Source organism: Promicromonospora sp. NPDC052451, from assembly GCF_044547525.1.
GTDB lineage: Bacteria > Actinomycetota > Actinomycetes > Actinomycetales > Cellulomonadaceae > Promicromonospora.
Window position 1 is genome coordinate 1 of sequence record NZ_JBIUAP010000005.1, and the last position, 17,754, is coordinate 17,754.

The 17,754-nt window shown below is 72.5% G+C and carries 13 protein-coding genes; 6 read left to right on the top strand and 7 right to left on the bottom strand.

The window, feature by feature from the left end:
- On the bottom strand, positions 1-242 hold a 242-nt coding region (locus ACIG47_RS09975; protein WP_397430671.1), incomplete at its 3' end, for a hypothetical protein.
- 302 nt (positions 243-544) lie between these two features.
- Here ACIG47_RS09975 and ACIG47_RS09980 point away from each other — a divergent pair.
- The 3 genes from ACIG47_RS09980 (at position 545) to ACIG47_RS09990 (ending at position 6,087) form a co-directional block, all read left to right on the top strand.
- Complete coding sequence (locus ACIG47_RS09980) at positions 545-3,133, top strand: SGNH hydrolase domain-containing protein (protein ID WP_397430672.1); 2,589 nt, start codon at positions 545-547, stop codon at positions 3,131-3,133.
- A 28-nt stretch (positions 3,134-3,161) separates the two neighbouring features.
- Complete coding sequence (locus tag ACIG47_RS09985; RefSeq protein ID WP_397430673.1) at positions 3,162-4,469, top strand: acyltransferase family protein; 1,308 nt, start codon at positions 3,162-3,164, stop codon at positions 4,467-4,469.
- Between the two features lie 121 nt (positions 4,470-4,590).
- On the top strand, positions 4,591-6,087 hold the full coding sequence (locus tag ACIG47_RS09990; protein WP_397418544.1) for a S8 family peptidase: 1,497 nt from the start codon (positions 4,591-4,593) through the stop codon (positions 6,085-6,087).
- 76 nt (positions 6,088-6,163) lie between these two features.
- Here ACIG47_RS09990 and ACIG47_RS09995 read toward each other — a convergent pair whose 3' ends face one another.
- From ACIG47_RS09995 to ACIG47_RS10010, 4 genes are all read right to left on the bottom strand, one after another.
- Positions 6,164-8,362 (bottom strand): acyltransferase family protein, encoded by a 2,199-nt coding sequence (locus ACIG47_RS09995; protein WP_397430674.1) that lies wholly within the window; start codon positions 8,360-8,362, stop codon positions 6,164-6,166.
- A gap of 194 nt (positions 8,363-8,556) precedes the next feature.
- The gene (cysN, locus tag ACIG47_RS10000; protein ID WP_397418540.1) at positions 8,557-9,870 is read right to left on the bottom strand and encodes a sulfate adenylyltransferase subunit CysN; all 1,314 of its coding nucleotides are present in this window, start codon (positions 9,868-9,870) and stop codon (positions 8,557-8,559) included.
- Positions 9,870-10,772, bottom strand: a complete 903-nt coding sequence (gene cysD / locus ACIG47_RS10005; RefSeq protein WP_397418538.1) for a sulfate adenylyltransferase subunit CysD — start codon at positions 10,770-10,772, stop codon at positions 9,870-9,872. The genes cysN and cysD overlap by 1 nt, the downstream gene beginning before the upstream one ends.
- On the bottom strand, positions 10,769-11,650 hold the full coding sequence (locus ACIG47_RS10010) for a 3'(2'),5'-bisphosphate nucleotidase CysQ (protein ID WP_397430675.1): 882 nt from the start codon (positions 11,648-11,650) through the stop codon (positions 10,769-10,771). Before ACIG47_RS10010 ends, cysD begins: the two co-directional genes overlap by 4 nt.
- Positions 11,651-11,903: 253 nt before the next feature.
- Here ACIG47_RS10010 and ACIG47_RS10015 point away from each other — a divergent pair, with 253 nt between their 5' ends.
- The 3 genes from ACIG47_RS10015 to ACIG47_RS10025 all read left to right on the top strand — a co-directional run bounded on the left by ACIG47_RS10015 (position 11,904) and on the right by ACIG47_RS10025 (position 15,663).
- Positions 11,904-12,896, top strand: a complete 993-nt coding sequence (locus ACIG47_RS10015) for a sulfite exporter TauE/SafE family protein (RefSeq protein ID WP_397418534.1) — start codon at positions 11,904-11,906, stop codon at positions 12,894-12,896.
- Positions 12,893-14,194 (top strand): adenylyl-sulfate kinase, encoded by a 1,302-nt coding sequence (cysC, locus tag ACIG47_RS10020; RefSeq protein ID WP_397430676.1) that lies wholly within the window; start codon positions 12,893-12,895, stop codon positions 14,192-14,194. The genes ACIG47_RS10015 and cysC overlap by 4 nt, the downstream gene beginning before the upstream one ends.
- Before the next feature lie 83 nt (positions 14,195-14,277).
- Positions 14,278-15,663, top strand: coding sequence for a hypothetical protein (locus ACIG47_RS10025; protein ID WP_397430677.1), 1,386 nt, complete (start codon positions 14,278-14,280; stop codon positions 15,661-15,663).
- 68 nt (positions 15,664-15,731) lie between these two features.
- Here ACIG47_RS10025 and ACIG47_RS10030 read toward each other — a convergent pair whose 3' ends face one another.
- Positions 15,732-16,643 (bottom strand): ABC transporter ATP-binding protein, encoded by a 912-nt coding sequence (locus ACIG47_RS10030; RefSeq protein ID WP_397430678.1) that lies wholly within the window; start codon positions 16,641-16,643, stop codon positions 15,732-15,734.
- A complete protein-coding gene (locus ACIG47_RS10035; RefSeq protein ID WP_397430679.1) occupies positions 16,636-17,634 on the bottom strand; it encodes an ABC transporter permease in 999 nt (332 codons plus the stop codon). The genes ACIG47_RS10030 and ACIG47_RS10035 overlap by 8 nt, the downstream gene beginning before the upstream one ends.
- Positions 17,635-17,754: the final 120 nt, after the last annotated feature.

Genomic DNA, 17,754 nt, shown 5'->3' on the forward strand with positions numbered 1-17,754 from the left:
GCATCTGTCGGTTCTTCGGTCAGGGCGGCGGGCTCGGTGCCTGTCCTGGCGGCCCGGTGCTGGGAGGGCCATGCGACCAGGGCCGCGGGAGCGGTCCTCGTGTACCTGGCTGTCATCCCGCCCCAGCTCAACAGTGGTACCGCTGTCCGTGTCGGGCGTGCGGTCACCGACGGCCCGGTCAGCACCTGCCCCAGCATCTGCTCCAGCACGCGTTCCAGGACGCGTTCCAGCGTGTGTTCCACGCCCGTAGGACGCTCCGCCCCCGTGCTCACCTGCCCGCCCATACCCCGACCCCCTACCACCCTTAGAACTATCAAACTGTTCCCATGTGTCGAATATACGTTCGACCCCGGGTCGTCGCATCACCAGATCCAAATCTGTGGACAACCGTCGACGCCCAGGCCTGCGGCCCGAGATCCATCGCCGGTTCGCTGCTGCACCCGCCGAGGCAGAGATGCACCCACCCAACCTCCTCCGGAACACCGAGACCATGGTGTTATCTGCCCTCAATGTGGACGTAAGCCGCACCCTCTAGCGTTCCTGGATGCCTCACTCCCGGAGCATCGTCGACACGGTGATTCCGGCCGCCTCGATCCCGGTGGCCGTAGTACGTACTGCGCCGACACCGGCCGCCCGCCGGCAAGCCGGCACCGCCCGCCGGGTCGGGGCGGTCGACGGGCTGCGCGGGCTCGCGCTGCTCCTCGTCGTCGCGTTCCACCTGTTCGGGCACGGGCGCGTGTCGGGCGGCGTGGACGTGTTCCTCGTGCTCTCCGGGTACTTCGCCACGGGCACGCTGCTGCGCCGGGCCGAGGACGGCACGCTGCGGCTCGGCGCGCACTACGCGCGCACGCTCGCCCGGCTGCTCCCGGCCGCGCTCGTGGTCCTGGCCGCCGTGACGGTCACGCTGTTCACGCTCACGCCGCGCATGCGCTGGTCATCGGGGCTGCGTGAGGTCGGGGCGTCCGCGACCTTCTGGGAGAACTGGGAGCTGGTCCGCTCCGCGCTCGCGTACGGCGCCGCCGGCCCCGACGCGAGTCCGCTGCAGCACTTCTGGTCACTGTCGGTACAGGGCCAGTTCTTCGCGGTCTGGCCGCTGGTGGTGCTGGGCCTGGTCGCCGCCGCACGCCGCACGCGGCGCCGGGCCCGTGCCGAGCGGTCGCGGGCCGGCCAGACTCCGGCCGGGCACGGAGGGGCCTGGCATCCGTCGGGTGGACCGCCGCCGCCGGCTCGCGGCCTCCTGACGCCCCGGCAGCTCGTCACCGTCGTGACGCTCGCCGCCACCCTCGCGTCGTTCGGGTACGCCCTCTGGCTCGTCACCGTGGACCAGCCGGTCGCCTACTTCAGCACCTTCACGCGGTTCTGGGAGATCGGCGTCGGCGCGCTCCTCGCCCTGGCCCCGCGCCTCTCGGGCACCCTGCCCGGTCCGGTCCGGGCGAGCCTCGGGTGGTCCGGCCTCGCCCTGGTGGTCGGCTCCGGCTTCCTGGTCGACGGCGCCGTCGCGTTCCCCGGCCCGTGGGCCCTGGTCCCGGTCGCCGGGGCCGCGCTGGTCCTCGCGACGGCCCTGCCGGACACGCAACCATCCACCAAGGCCCACTCCGCCAGGACCCGCTCCGGCAACACCCAGCCCGGCAACACCCAGCCCGGCAACACCCTGTCCCGCAGGCCTCCGACCGGCGTCGTCCCGCCAAGCAGCACCCCGTCCACCAGCACCCCGTCCACCAGCACCCCACCCGACACCACCCCACCCCGCAGCACCACCACCCCCCGCTGGACCGCCGCAGCACTGCTCGACAGCGCACCCCTGCGGTTCGGCGCCCGCATCTCGTACGCGCTGTACCTGTGGCACTGGCCCGTCCTGGTCTTCTGGCTGCTGACCACGGGCGACCACCGGGCAGGGCCGCTCGCGGGTGCCGGCATCCTCGTCGTGTCGACCGCGCTCGCGTGGCTCACCACCCGCTACGTCGCCGAGCCGGCGCTCGCCCACACCGCGACCGCCCACACCGCGACCGCCGGCACCCGGCGACCGGCACCCGCCGGCGCGACGCCAGGCACCAGCCCCACAACCGGTCCGGACACCAGCCCCACAACCGGTCCGGGCACCAGCCCCGCACCCGACACCAGCCCCGCACCCGCTCCCGCCGGCGGCCGGACCCACCCACCGCGCACCACGCCGCCGGCCCGCTGGATGCCGGTGGCACTCGTCGGGGCCGCCGCACTCCTGCTCGGCGGCACCCAGCTCGCCGCCACCGCCCACGACGCGACGGTGCGGCACGACGTCGCCGACCTGCGCACTCCCTCGCCGGACCACCCGGGCGCCGCCGCGCTCGCCCCCGGCGCCGTCGACATCCCGCCGACCACGCCCTTCCGGCCCGCGACCTGGGTCGCGTTCGACGACCACCCCGGCCGCCCGGAGTGCGCGCAGAGCGCCGACCGGCCCGAGCTCCTGGAGTGCACGGTGGTCGCGCAGGACGACCCGACCGCCGTCGTCTACCTCGCGGGCGCGTCGCACGAGCTGCAGTACGAGGACGCGTTCGCGGCGCTGGCCCGGGAGCACGGCTGGGAGCTGCGCGAGATGCTCAAGCACGGGTGCCGGCTGGCGACGTCGGGCGCGGGCGGCCTGGCCTACCCGTCGTCGTGCGCCACGTGGAACGAACGGGCGCTGGACGCGCTCACCGCGGCCCGCCCGGACGCCGTCGTCGTCGTGGGGACGCGGACCTTCGAGGACGGGTCGCCCGAACGCGTCATGCCCGGCCAGGTCGGCGCGTGGCGCGTCCTGGCCGACGCCGGGGTCCGCGTGGTGACCGTCCGCGACAACCCCCGGTTCGAGTGGTTCGTACCCGTCTGCATGGAGGACGAGAGCATCCCGGACGCGTGCGGGCGGGCCCGCGCGGAACAGCTCGCGGCCGTCTCCCCCGTGACGACGGCGGACGACGTACCCGGCTCGGTCGTCCACCTCGACCTCACCGACTCGATCTGCGGGCCGGTCATCTGTTCGGCGGTGGTCGGCAACGTTCTCGTATATCGCGACGACGATCACCTGACCAGTACCTATGTGCGTACACTCACGCCCGTGATCCACGAGCAGCTGCGGTCGTCCGCCCCGTGGCTGTTCGCCGATACACCCGCCCCATAACCCCGACCTCTTTGGTAGGTTTTCGCGCGTGCCCGCCCTGACTGACTCCGCCGCCCCTCCGCCCCGCACGAAGCGCGCCCGGATGGGTGTCCTCGACGGGCTCCGGTTCCTCGCCGCGGCGGCGGTGATGCTGTTCCACTACACGGCGCTGGGCAACCCGTCGTGGGGCGTGCCGCCCACCCAGGTGTTTCCCGGGCTGTCCGACCTGACGGCGTTCGGAGCGTTCGGCGTCGACCTGTTCTTCGTCATCTCGGGCTTCGTCATCCTCCTGACGGCGTGGGGCCGGGACGTGCGCTCGTACGCCATCTCGCGCATCACCCGTCTCTACCCCGCCTACTGGGTGGCCGTGCTGCTCACCGGCTTCCTGCTGCTCGTGCTGTGGCCCGACCGCCGGGACGACATCGAGCTGACCACCGTGGGCGTGAACCTGACGATGCTGCAGTCGGCGTTCGGGATGCCGCACGTCGACGGCGTCTACTGGACGCTCTGGGTGGAGCTGCGGTTCTACGTGCTGGTCGGCGTGCTCCTGGTCGCCGGGCTCACCGGCGCACGCGTGCTCGCCTTCGCCGCCCTGTGGCCCGCCGCGGGCGCGATGGCGCACGAGGCCGGGCTGGACCTGGTGGCGAACCTGCTCGTCTGGGACTACGCCCCGCTGTTCGCCGGCGGGATGGCGCTGTTCCTGCTCACCAAGGACCGCCGCTCCCTGATCGCCTGGCTGGTGCTCGCCGAGAACGTGATCCTCGGCGCCGCGTGGTCCGGGCGCGAGACCGCGAACATCATCGTGTCCAACACCGGCCACGCCGTGCCCGACGCGCTGTCCGCGGCAGCGGTGGCAGGCTCCTTCGCCCTGGTGGCGCTCGCCACGCTCACGCGCCTGCGGCACGTCTCGGCGGCCTGGCTGACGACGGCGGGCGCGCTGACCTACCCGCTCTACCTGGTGCACGAGTACTGGGGCTGGTGGGTCATCCACCTCCTGCACGACGCCCTGCCACGCTACGTGGTGCTCGCGGTCGCCGTCGTCGTGGTGCTCGCGATGGCCTGGCTGATCCAGCGGTTCGTCGAGAAGCCGCTGGCGCCGGTGCTCCGGGACGGCCTGCGGGGTGCGTTCGCGCGGCTCGCGCTGATCGACCCTCCCACCGTCCGCCGCGGCGACGCGACGCACGGGGCCGGCCCGGGACCGGACGGCCGGGCCGGCGAGGCCGGGGCGGTGGAGCCCGCGGCGAGCGAACCTCCGACGACCGGGGCCGTCCCGGCAGTCACCGGCAGCAGCACCGGCAGCAGCACCGGCAGCAGCACCGGTACGGTCCGCGAGACCGCGGGAACCGCCGCGCGCTGACCGCGACGTCTGTTTCACCCCGGTTAAAAGGATGCCGGACCCACTGGCGATCCCCGCCAGGACGCGTAGGTTGCCCTACGGGTCCCACCCGGGGGCCCGCTTTCATCCAGGAGAGTGATCCATGCGCATCTCCCACGCCCGGCGAGCCGTCGCCGTCGCCACGGCGACGACGCTCGCACTGACCGCGCTCGGCAGCGTCGCCGGAAACGCGGCCGACGAGCCGGAGTCGACACCCGTCCCCATCGTGACCCCCGACGGGGCCTTGTTCTCCTACGTGGTCAACACCGACCGGGCCGGCGCCCACGACACCGCCCTCGCGGTGAAGGCGGTCACGCGCGCCGACGGCGTCGTCGTGCAGTCCTGGCCGCAGATCGGCGTGATCGTGGCGCACTCCGCCAACGGTTCCTTCCGGGAGGACGTGGTGGCGGCCGACCGGTTCGGTGTCATCGAGTCCGTCGGGGCCACCCGCACCGTCTCCCCCACCGAGGGCACCCCGGGCACCGACGCCCCCGCAGGCACCCAGCGGGAGAAGTCGGTGGTGGGCCAGGCGAAGAAGGAGTCCGTGGGCGGCACCGTCGACGGTCCGTCCCGCGCCGCCGCTGCCGACGACCCGGGCGAGGTCACGCAGTGGGACATGCAGATGATCAAGGCCGACCAGGCCCTGGAGGTCAACGACGGCTCGGCCCGCGTCACCGTGGGCGTGCTCGACTCCGGCATCGAGGCGTCCCACCCCGACCTGGCGAGCCAGGTCGACGCCGACCAGTCTGTGAACTGCACCGACGGCGGCCGGCCCGACCTGTCGGCCACCGGCTGGCTGCCCACCACGTCCGACCACGGCACGCACGTGGCCGGCACCATCGCCGCCGCGCAGAACGGCACGGGCATCGTGGGCGTCGCCCCCGGCGTCCGGCTGGCCTCCGTCAAGGTCGTGAACGACGACGGGTTCATCTACCCCGAGTACGCGGTCTGCGGGTTCGTCTGGGCGGGCCTGCGGCACATGGACGTCACGAACAACTCGTACTACGTGGACCCGTTCATGTACTGGTGCGAGGACCAGCCCGACCAGCGCGCCGCGAAGGAGGCCGTGCGCCGCGCGGTCGAGTTCTCGACGAAGCGCGGTGTGGTGCACGCCGCCGCCGCGGGCAACGCCGCGACCGACCTGGCGAACAACACCACCGACACGAGCAGCCCGAACGACTCGACGGCGGTGCAGCGGGTCATCAACTCCGGCTGCGAGGACATCCCGGCGGAGCTGGACGGCGTCGTGACGGTCTCGTCGCTGACCCAGACGGGGGCCCTGAGCTCGTTCTCGAACCGTGGCCTGGACAAGATCGACGTCGCCGCGCCGGGCAGCTCGATCCTGTCCACGACGCTCGACGGCGGCTGGGGCCTGAAGAGCGGCACCTCGATGGCGTCCCCGCACGTCGCGGGCGTGCTGGCGCTGCTCAAGTCGGCGCACCCGACGTGGGGCCCCGCCCGCCTGGAGGCGGCCGTCCGCGCCCAGGCCGACGACCACGAGTGCACCACCGCCTCGGGCCCGGCGTGCGTGGGCACGCCGTCGAACAACAGCTACTACGGCGAGGGCATCACCAACGCCCTGACCGCAGTCACCCCGTGACGACCCGCTGAGTGCGGGACGTTCGCCCTCCTGGCCACACGCCAGGGGCGAGCATCCCGCATTCAGCGGTCCGGCGTCAGAAGCGGGTGCGGATCTGCGGGGTGTCCGGGCGGTTCTCGAACAGCCACTTCGCCTTGGCACGGAGGGCCTGGTGGAGCGGGCGGGCCAGGGTCGTCGCGAAGGTGGCCGTCATGTGGTCGTCGTCGCGGTAGACCAGCACGTTGCCGACCACGCCCTCGCACATGGCCGGGCCGCAGATGAAGCGCGTCAGGTCCAGGTGGACCGCCGAGCGCGGCGACCCCTTGGCCTCGTGGACGGGGTTGACCGCCGAGAAGGCGTCGACCCGGGCGCGGGCACAGCCCGCACCGTCGGGGTGCTCCTCCACGCACGCGGGCACGTCGAACTCGAACCGGGGGTTGTCCCGCAGGGTGATCACCCGGATCCCGGCCTTGGCGAGCTGCTTCCAGGCCCGTGTCTCGGCCGGGTGCACCTTGTCACCCGGGGCGATGGTCGAGGTGCGGGTGCCGATCACCATCACGGCGTCGGGCCGCATCTGCTTCAGCCTCGCCATCGCGTTGACCCGCCAGCTCCAGCACATGTCGCTGACGTCCGCCTGCTCCCCCACGGGCGGCGCCTGGAGCCGGCACCCGCGCCGGGCCATGAGCAGCACGCGCCAGCCCTCGTCGGCGCCCACCTCCGCCATGGCCGGCGCCCACTGGATCGTGTGCGAGTCGCCCACCATGACCACGACCCGCCGGGGGTCGGGCGCGTCGGACAGGAGGCACGTCTCGGGCACGTCCGAGCCCGCCGTCTCCTCGTTCGACTGGATGCAGCCGTCGTCGTCGATCTCCGGCCGGTCCTGGGCCGCGACGGCCGCCGCGGGCAGCACCGGCACGTCCTGCGGCACGGGCTGCGCATAGCGCGGGTCCAGGGCCAGGGCACCCGGGTAGTCGGTCGCGCCGTCGTCGCCGGCGGCCTCCGCCACGGCCTCGGCCTGGGCCAGCAGCTGCGCGTCCTGCCGTTCCAGCAGCCGCACCCCGACGACGGCGCCGCCCGCCACGAGGGACACGCAGACGGCGGCGGCCACCAGTGCCCGCACCCCGCCGAACGCCTCCCGGAAGCGCTGCGCCGGGTCGGCCACGAGCTTGGTGGTGAGCCAGGAGAGCAGCACCGAAGCGGCCAGGATCGCCGCGGCGCCGAACCAGTCCACGCGCTCGAGCCCCGTGTGGTGCAGGTAGGCGATGAGCAGCGGCCAGTGCCACAGGTACAGCGCGTACGAGATGTCGGCCACGAACCGCAGCGGTGCCACCTGCAGCAGGCCGCGCGGCCCCCAGCCGGCGGTGCCGCCCGAGCCGAGCAGCACGAGCAGCGCCCCGCCGACCGGCCACAGCGCCCAGGCGCCCGGGAACAGGGCCCCGCCGTCGAGCACGAACCCGCTGGACACCACCAGGCCGAGCCCGGCCCAGCCGAGCAGGGGGCGCACGGCGCCGGGCAGGCGCAGCCAGGGCAGCGCCAGGGCGAGGAACCCGCCGATCCCGAGCTCCCAGAACCGGGCCCACGAGTGGAAGTACGCGACCGGCTGGTCCACGCCGTGCAGCTCCTGGGCGAACACGAACGACGCCACGCTCGCCCCGGCGACCACCACCAGCAGCAGGCCGCGCGCGCTGATCCGCACCAGGCGCGCCAGGGCGACGACGACCAGCACCGCCACGGGCCAGGCGAGGAAGAACTGCCCCTGGACCGACATGGACCAGAAGTGCTGGAGCGGGCTGGTCTGCGGGCCGGCCGCCCCGTAGGCGAGCTGGCCCGAGATCATCTCCCAGTTCACGTAGTACAGCGCCGAGGCGATGATCTCCCTGCCGGTCTGCACCCAGATGCCGCGCGGCATGACCAGCCAGGCCAGCACCGCCGTGGCCGCGAGCACCAGGAGCGCCGGGGGGACCAGCCGCGCGAACGTGCGGCCGTAGTGCTCACCCAGGCGCAGCTCGCGACGCTCGGCACGGCGCAGCAGCGAGCCGGTCGCCAGGAAGCCCGACAGCACCAGGAAGACGTCGACGCCGCCGGAGACCCGGCCGTTGCCGAACAGGTGGAACGCCACCACGAGCGCGAGGGCGAGGCCGCGCAGGCCGTGCAGCTCGGGGATGTGGCCGGACCGGCCGCGGGGCGCGGCGTGCGCGGGTGGGCGGGCGGCGCCGTCCGGCGCGGGCTGCGTGCCCGACGTGCCCAGAACTGCCGGCCCGAACACGGGCTGCGGCGGGTTCGAGACAGCGCTCACCTGGGGACCTCCGGATCGTTCTACGGGCCAGGGCGCCGCGCCGTGCGGCAGCCGGTCTGGCCCAGCCATTCTGCGGCACGATGCGGCCGCGACACAGGAAAGCCGCCGACGCGGGGTCGGCGGCCTTCCGGCGCTGCGGAGCGTATCAGGGCCAGATCACGATCCGGCCACCGGTGCGGGGCGGTACCCGCGGGTCAGTACTGGTGGGCCGCCCCGCCGATCATGCCCGCCGCCACCGTCTTGTTCGTCGCCTCGTCCACGAGGATGAAGGCGCCGGTCTGGCGATTGGCCTGGTAGGAGTCCACGAACAGCGGCTGGGTCACGCGCAGGCGGATGCGCGCGATCTCGTTCAGCTTGATCTCGGTCGCGTCCTCGTCCCGGTGCAGCGTGTTCACGTCGACGCGGTAGTTGATGTTCTTCACCATCGCGCGCGCCCACCGGGTGGTGTGCTTGATCGCGTACTTCTTGCCCTGCACCAGGGAGGCCGACTCGTCCATCCAGCAGATCTGGGCGTCGACGTCCTGCGTCACCGTCGGGGCGTTGTTCGGCCGGCAGATCATGTCGCCGCGCGAGATGTCGATCTCGTCGGCCAGGCGCACCGTCACGGACATGGGCGGGAACGCCTCGTCGACCGGGCCGTCGGCCGTGTCGATCGACGCGATGGTGGTCTCCAGGCCGGCCGGGAGGGCCAGCACCCGGTCGCCCGGCTTCATGACGCCGGACGCGACCGTGCCGGCGTAGCCGCGGTAGTCGCGCGTGTCGTTCTGCTGCGGCCGGATCACGTACTGCACCGGGAACCGCACGTCGACCAGGTTGCGGTCCGAGGCCACGTGCAGGCGCTCCAGGTGGCTGAGCAGCGGCGAGCCGTCGAACCAGTCCATGTTCTCCGACCGCGTCACCACGTTGTCGCCCGCGAGCGCGGACACCGGGATGAACGTCAGGTCGGGCACGCGCAGCCGGGAGGCGAACTCCGTGAACTCCTTGCGGATGTTCTCGAAGACGGCCTCGTCGTAGTCGACCAGGTCCATCTTGTTCACGCAGACCACCACGTGCGGCACGCCCAGCAGCGTGGCCAGGAACGTGTGCCGGCGCGACTGCTCGACGACGCCCTTGCGCGCGTCCACGAGGATCAGGGCCACGTCGGCCGTCGAGGCGCCGGTGACCATGTTCCGGGTGTACTGCGTGTGGCCCGGGGTGTCCGCGATGATGAACTTGCGCTTGGGCGTGGCGAAGTACCGGTACGCGACGTCGATCGTGATGCCCTGCTCGCGCTCGGCGCGCAGGCCGTCCGTCAGGAGCGACAGGTCGGCGTAGTCGTTGCCGCGGTCCTTGCTGACCTGCTCGACCGACTCGAGCTGGTCGGCGAAGATCGACTTGCTGTCGAACAGCAGGCGGCCGATCAGCGTCGACTTGCCGTCGTCGACCGAGCCGGCCGTGGCGAAGCGCAGCAGGTCGCCGCTGACGACCTCGCGCTCCGAGGAGCCGGCCTCGGGAAGAGTCGTCGTCATCAGAAGTAGCCTTCCTTCTTGCGGTCTTCCATGGCTGCCTCGCTCACCTTGTCGTCGCCGCGCGTGGCGCCGCGCTCGGTCAGGCGCACGGCCGCGACCTCCTCGACGACGTCGTGCAGCGTGGTCGCGGTGGACTCGACGCAGGCGGTGAGGTTCGCGTCGCCGACGGTGCGGTAGCGCGTGGAGAGGACCTTGGCGGTCTCGCCGTCCTTGAGCGGGGTGAAGTCGTTGACCTCGTAGAGCATGCCGCTGCGCTCCACGACCTCGCGCTCCTTGGCGAGGTAGAGGTCGGGCAGGTCGATGTCCTCGGCCTCGATGTAGGACCAGATGTCCAGCTCGGTCCAGTTGGACAGCGGGAACACCCGGATGGACTCGCCCTGGTGGACGCGGCCGTTGTAGAGGTTCCAGATCTCCGGACGCTGGTTCTTCGGGTCCCACTGGCCGAAGTCGTCGCGGAAGGAGAACACGCGCTCCTTGGCGCGGGCCTTCTCCTCGTCGCGGCGGCCGCCGCCGAACAGGGCGTCGAAGCCGTGCTTCTCGGCGGCCTCCAGCAGCACCGGCGTCTGGATGCGGTTGCGGGAGCCGTTGGGCTCCTCCTGCACCAGGCCGCGGTCGATGCCCTCCTGGACGGAGGCGACGACGAGCTGGACTCCCGTGCGCTCCACCCACCGGTCCCGGCAGTCGAGCACGGTCTGGAAGTTCAGGCCGGTGTCGACGTGCATGATCGGGAACGGCACGCGGGCCGGCGCGAACGCCTTGACCGCCAGGTGCAGCATCACGATGGAGTCCTTGCCGCCGGAGAACAGCAGGCAGGGCCGCTGCATCTCGGCGACCACCTCGCGCATGATGTGGATGCTCTCGGCCTCCAGGCTGCGCAGCTGGCTCAGGACGTGGCTCTTCACGGCTGGGCACCTTCCTTGCTATCTACCCCGACCACGGACGCGACACCGACGGTGTCGAGCAGCTCACGCAGGCGCGGAGCCAGTGCCGGGGGGCATACGAACAGGTCAGGGAGCCAGGGGTTCTCCCGGTTGTACTCGAGCTCGGATCCGTCCAGGCGGGTGCAGACGAGCCCGCGGGACCGGGCGACGGCGACAGGGGCCGCGGAGTCCCACTCGTACTGGCCGCCCCCGTGGACGTAGGCGTCCACTGTACCGTCGGCGACGGCGAGCACCTTGACGCCCGCCGAGCCCATCGGGACCAGCTCCACGTCGGGGCGCTCGGCGAGCGCCGCGACGAACTCTGGCGGGCGGCTGCGGCTCGCGGCGATGCGCAGCGGCCGGTCACCGGCGAGCACGGCGGCGCTGTCGTCACCCGGCACGAGGCCGTCCGCGGTGGTCAGGACCTGGCCGCGGGCCGGCAGTGCGACCGCCCCGGACGTGAGGCCCGCACCGCGCTGCCAGAGGGCGACGTGGACGGCGAAGTCGTCCCGCCACTGCCCGGCGGGCGCCTCGGCGTCGGGGCGCTCCGCGAACTCGCGGGTGCCGTCGAGCGGGTCGATGATCCACACACGATCTGCACGAGTGCGGGACGCGTCGTCCTTGGCCTCCTCGGAGAGGACGGCGTCGTCGGGCCGGGCGGCGGCCAGCGCGGCGGCGAGCCAGGCCTGGGCCGCGGCGTCCCCGGCGTCCTTGACCTCCTTGGCGACGAAGGATCCGCCGGCGGCGTCGACCTCGGCACGGAGGGCCAGGAGCACCTCGGCCGCTCCCGAGGCGAGCGCGTGGGCAAGGGCGTCGTCGTCGAGCGACGCCGGAGGGAGCATGGGAGAGGGCGAGTTCATCGATCTCCAGGTCTGCGGAATCTTCGGGAAGTCCGTGGCGGACGGCGCCCTGGCCCAGGAGGGGTGGCCCGACCCGTCCGGGCGGCAGCCGGGTGAACCCCGGCGAACGCGCCGAGGCTACCATTCGTGCATGCGATCCACTGCCAGGGGAGCCGTTCAGTGCTGATCGGCAACCTACGAGCATCATGGGACATAAAACCGACCGGAGTAGTCGGAATTGTGCCCGGCAGCACGACAGGCAGGGGCGACACCCGTGACCATTGACCCGGCTCTGATCCTCGGCGGCCTCGTGGTCGGCTTCATCGTGGGCCTCACCGGCATGGGCGGCGGGGCCCTGATGACCCCGATGCTCATCTTCGTGTTCCGCGTGGACCCGCTCGTGGCCGTCTCCAGCGACGTCGTCGCGAGCCTGTTCATGAAGCCCGCGGGCGCGTTCGTGCACCTGCGCCGCAAGACCGTCAACCTCCGGCTCGTGCTGTGGCTGTGCGTGGGCTCGGTGCCCGCGGCGTTCTCGGGCGCGCTGCTCATCCAGTACCTGCCGTTCGGCGACTCCCTGGACTCCGCGCTGAAGATCGTGCTCGGCTGCGCGCTGCTCCTGGCCTCGGCCGGCCTCGTCGTGCGCGCCGTGCTGCAGATGGTCCGCAGCCGCTCGGCGCTCGGCGAGGGTCCCACCCGGCCGTCGGCCCCCGAGCTGGTGATCCGCCCGGTCCCCACCGCGATCCTCGGCGCCGTGGCGGGCCTCCTGGTGGGCATGACGTCGGTGGGTGCCGGGTCGGTCATCATCGTGGTGCTCCTGCTGCTGTACCCGGCGCTCAAGGCGTCCCAGCTCGTCGGTACCGACCTGGTGCAGGCGGTCCCCCTGGTGGCCGCCGCCTCGCTCGGCCACCTGCTGTACGGCGACTTCTCGCTCGGCCTGACCACGTCGCTCCTCGTGGGCGCCATCCCGGGTGCCTGGTTCGGCGCCCACGTGTCGTCCCGGGCGCCGGGCGGCATCATCCGCCGCGCCCTCGCGATCCTGCTGCTCGCCTCGGCGCTCAAGCTCCTCGGCGCGAGCCTCCCGGTGGTGCTGGGTGCCGCCGGGGCCGCGCTGGTCGTCGGCAACCTGGTGTGGTTCTGGGTCAAGCGCCGGTTCTCCGGCGGCGCACAGACACCCGCTGCAGACTCGGTGGTGGACGAGATGACGGACGAGCCCGCCGCCCGCCCGGCCGACGACCCCGACCCCGCAGAATCGAGACCCCGCAGATGACCGACTCCCCCGCCCGCGTCCTGACCGACGACGAGCTGGACCTCCTCGAGCTGGCCCTCGGCGGCGCGCTGTCGCCCGCGGCCCTCGCGGCCGCCCTGCCGGACGCGCCGCCGGAGGTGCTCCTGACCGACGCCGAGAACACCCCGCTGGCCCGGCTCACGGCCGGTGGGGGCTCCGCCGTCGTGCTGGAGCCGCTCAAGCCGCTGGCGGGAGCGATCGGACCCCAGTGGGACGACGCCGTGCGGCGTCCGGCCCGCGACGTGCGGACGGAGGCCGGCGACGCGGGCGCCCTCGGCCTGCTCGTCACCGAGGCCCCGACACACGAGGACGCGGCGACGGCGGCCGCGCTCGCCTCCGCCGGCACCGTGCTGCTGCTCGTGCCCGTGGCGCGGCGGGCCCCGGAACCGGGCGCCGTCGGTGCCCCGGGGCTGGTCCGGGCCGCTGAGGGGCTGGCCGGCGACCTGACCCGGCGCTCTGGTGCACACGTGGTCACCGTCGCCGTGCCGTGGCCGGGCGGGAACGAGCCCGACGGCATCACGCTCGCCGACGTGGCCGCGGCGTACGGCGCCGGACGCGTCGAGACGCTCGCCGCGCACCGCTCGCCCGCCACGGCCCGGGCCGTGGCCGACCTGCCCCGCGTGCACGACGAGGCGGTGCGGGCGCTGTACCCCGCTGCGTCGGCCGCCGAGGTGAACCGCGCCGCCGCCGGCGCGCACCGGCGCGGCGCCGTCGTCTTCTTCACGGGCCTGTCGGGCTCGGGCAAGTCCACGGTCGCCCGGGCGCTGGCCGCCGAGCTGGACGACGACGGCCTGCGGACCACCCTGCTCGACGGCGACGCGGTGCGCCACCACCTCTCCAAGGGGCTCGGCTTCGACCGGGAGTCCCGGGAGCTCAACGTGGAGCGCATCGGGTACGTGGCCTCGCTGGTGGCGGGGCACGGCGGCATCGCCGTCGCCGCGCCCATCGCCCCGTTCGCCTCGGGCCGTGCACGCGTGCGCGCCCTGGCCGAGGTCGAGGGCGCGCACTACCTGCTCGTGCACGTGAGCACGCCCCTGGAGGTGTGCGAGGCGCGGGACCGCAAGGGCTTCTACGCCAGGGCTCGGGCCGGCGAGATCGCCGAGTTCACCGGGATCTCGTCCCCGTACGAGGAGCCGACGGACGCCGACGTGGTCATCGACACCTCCCACGTGCCCGTCGAGGAGGCCGTGCGGATCGTCCGCGCGGCCCTCTCGGCCCGGCTCGGCGAGCAGGACGGCGAGCAGGACGTGGACGCGCCGACCGCGCAGGGAGGTGTGTGACCCGGGAACGAACCACCCGGCCAGGAGACGCCGTGGCGCACCGCGTCACGGGAGCAGCACCAACGCATGTGAGGAACCAGCAGATGAATGACAAGCGCACGCCCGACCGGCGTCGCGGCTACGGCGAGGGCAAGGGCATCGGCGCCCGGTTCCGCGGCCAGTTCGGGCCCGTCACCGCGCACCGCACCGGCATCGACGACCTGCAGAGCAGGCTCACCGACCTGCTCGTGTCGAACGCGCGCGGCTCCCGGCCCACGGCCGAGGCCATCGAGGAGGTGCGCGGCCTGGCCGTACGCAACCGCACCCACGACTGGGCGGGCGTCTCGCTCGGGGCCGTGGCCACCCTCTGGCACGAGTTCGGCGACGCCGCCTCCGGCGCGTGGCTCCCCGTCATGCTCGCCGAGGCCGGCCGGTTCGAGGACGCCGCGGCCCTCCCCCGGCGTCGCGTGGCGGGCGGCCCGCCGGCCTTCGCCGAACCGGTCGTGGCGACCGCGCTCTGGGCGCTGGGCCGCGAGGACGAGGCCCGTGACCGGATGACGCAGCTCGTGGCGGCGTTCCCGGACCTCGACGAGCGGTTCATCAGCGCCTGGGGCACCGACGCGCGGGCCGACCAGTTCCGCGCCCTGCGGCGCGCGGCGGACCCGGAGGTCCTGCCGGTCTTCTTCCACCTGCCGTTCTCGGGCGGCACCAGCATGATCGTCTCGCTCAAGCGGACCATCCCCTGGGCCCGGATGATCGAGATCAACCGGCGCTTCGGCGAGCTCCAGGTCGAGCGCGCGCTCCAGTACTCCGCACAGGACCTGGCCCCGTTCCAGATGGTGCACCAGCACCACCCGTTCGGCTTCACGCTGCCGGGCCGCCGGCTGTCCTACTTCACGGTGCTGCGCGACCCGGTGTCCCAGATCCGCTCGGGGTACTTCAAGCGGCAGGCGTCGGAGCACATCATCGGCACGCGCGACAACTCGCCGACGTTCGACGACCACATCGCCTACACGGTCGAGAACGGTCTGACCAACATGCTGTCCCGCCAGCTCGTCACGACGCACCCGGAGATCCGCGCGCGGTACGCCGCCGAGTACCGCGGGCCGGGCGCGTACCGCCCGATCGCCGACGAGGAGGACATGTACTGGCTGGAGGCGACGGCGGACCTCGGCGAGGCCCGGCTCGAGCGCCTGTGCCGGGAGACCCTCGACGAGCAGTTCCACCTCGTCGGCACCATGAAGCACCTGGCGGCCAGCCACCTCGCGGCCGTCGCGAGCGTGGGTGTCCCCGTGGCGGAGCGCGTGGGCCACCAGGGCAAGTCGGGTCAGCCCAAGGAACGGGTCGAGGAGCCGGCGTCCATCGTCCGCCTGCGCGAGGCGAACGCCGTCGACCAGCTCCTGTACGAGGAGTACACGGCCCGGTTCGAGAAGGAGCACGACGCCCTGATCGACGCGGTCGAGCGGGTCCAGGCCGTCGAGAACGCCTGACCCGGGAACGCGCGAGGGCCCGGTGACCGAGTCGGTCACCGGGCCCTCGCGCTGTCGGGACTGTCGCGTCAGCCGCGGCCCGGGCCCTTGCCCGGCCCCTTGCCCGCAGGACGCTGGGCGCGGACGAACTCCTTGTACTCCTCCGCGACGACGTGCGCGGGGCCGTCCATGACGAGCTGCCCCTGGTGGATCCACAGGACCCGGTTGCACATCGCCTCGATGGTCGAGATCGAGTGGCTCACCAGGAAGACCGTGCCCGCGTTCTCCCGCACCTGCTCGATGCGCGCCTTGGACTTCGCCTTGAACGCGGCGTCGCCGGTGGCCAGCGCCTCGTCGATCATCAGGATGTCGGGCTGGGCCGACGACGAGATGGCGAACCGCAGGCGCGCGCCCATGCCGGAGGAGTACGTGCGCATCGGCATGTACACGAAGTCGCCGATCCCGGCGAACTCCACGACGTCGTCGAACCGCTCCTCGACCTGCTTGGGCGTCAGGCCCAGCGCGAGACCGCCGATCATGATGTTCCGCTCGCCCGACAGCTGCGGCATCAGCGCGGCGTTCACGCCGAGCAGCGACGGCTCGCCCGAGACGTGCACGCTGCCCGACTTGGCGGGCATCAGCCCCGCGATGGCCCGCAGCAGGGTGCTCTTGCCCGAGCCGTTGACGCCCACGATGCCCACCGACTCACCGTGCCGCACGGTGAAGGAGATGCCGCGCACCGCGTGCACCTCGCTCACCGCGCCGACGTGCTGGCGGCCCGAGCTGATCAGGCGGCGCAGGAACGACTGCTTCTCGTTCACCTCGGTGATGTGGGCGTCACCGGCGGCCTTCTTGCCCCGGGCGCCGATCACGCGGTAGACGATGTGCAGGTCGTCGACGACGAGGCACGGGTCCCCGAGCTTCGTCTCGGGCGCCTCCTCGTCCAGGTCCTCGGGCTCCAGCTCGAGGTCGAAGTCCATGTGTGCCTCGGCCTCAGTCACGTCCGTACCTCTCCTCGGCGCGCCAGAAGACGATGAAGCCGATGACGAAGAACAGCACCGCCCAGACGCCGCCCATGATCCACATCGTGCCGTCCTGCGGGATGGTCTCCTCGCTCATCAGCGTGGACCGCACCAGGTACAGGTACACGGAGACGGGCTGGTAGTCAAACAGCAGCTCGACGGCGGTCTGCCGCCACCCGCCCAGGTCGAGCTTGTCGTGCACGTAGTTCGTGACCGGGAAGATGACGCCGGACGCGTACATCACCAGGCGCATCACGAAGCTGATGATGTTGTCGAGGTCCGGCGTCGTGGCCACGAGCCGCGCCATGAGGAACGCGACGCCCATGTTGAACAGGCACAGCAGCGCCACGGCCGCGGGCAGCAGGAGCCACCACCACGTGATCCGCTCCGGCTCGTACCCCGGGATCAGGCCGCTGAGCAGCACGATCGCGCACATCACCACGATCGCGGGGATCAGCGTGGCGAGCTGCGAGAGCACGGACGACAGAGGCAGCACCGCGCGCGGGAAGTGCAGGGAGCGCAGGAGCTGGGACTTGCTGCTGATCGACTTGGCGCCGCCGGTGACGGAGGCCTCGACGAACCGGAACATGAACACGCCGATGACGATGTACGCCACGGTGTTGTCCACGCCGCGGCTCACGCCGAGGATGAGGCCGAAGATCAGCACGTACACGGCGGCGTTCAGGATCGGGTTGAGGACCGCCCAGAGCTGCCCCAGGTAGTTGTTCTGGTTCTTCGCGTAGGCGGTGGACGACGCCATGACCCGGATGAAGGGCCAGCGTCGCGCGACGTCCCGGATGTACTCGCCCAGCGACGGGCGGACGTTCAGGGGCTTCAGACCATACTTCGCGGCGAGCGCGAGCCGCTCGGCCGATGTCGTGCTCGGCACGATCGGCGGCGGGGGCTGCTTCTTGCCACCCTTGGCGGGCGGCGCCTTGGGCGCAGCCACATCGGTAGTCGGATTGCTCACGATGCGCAGGGATTCCTGTCTCTGTGGTGGGGCCGGGAGCGCACGGCCACCTCAAATCCTAGTCGGACCAGGGATGCTATCGGCCCGCACCGAAACCCTACTGCATCCATCGGATTCGTC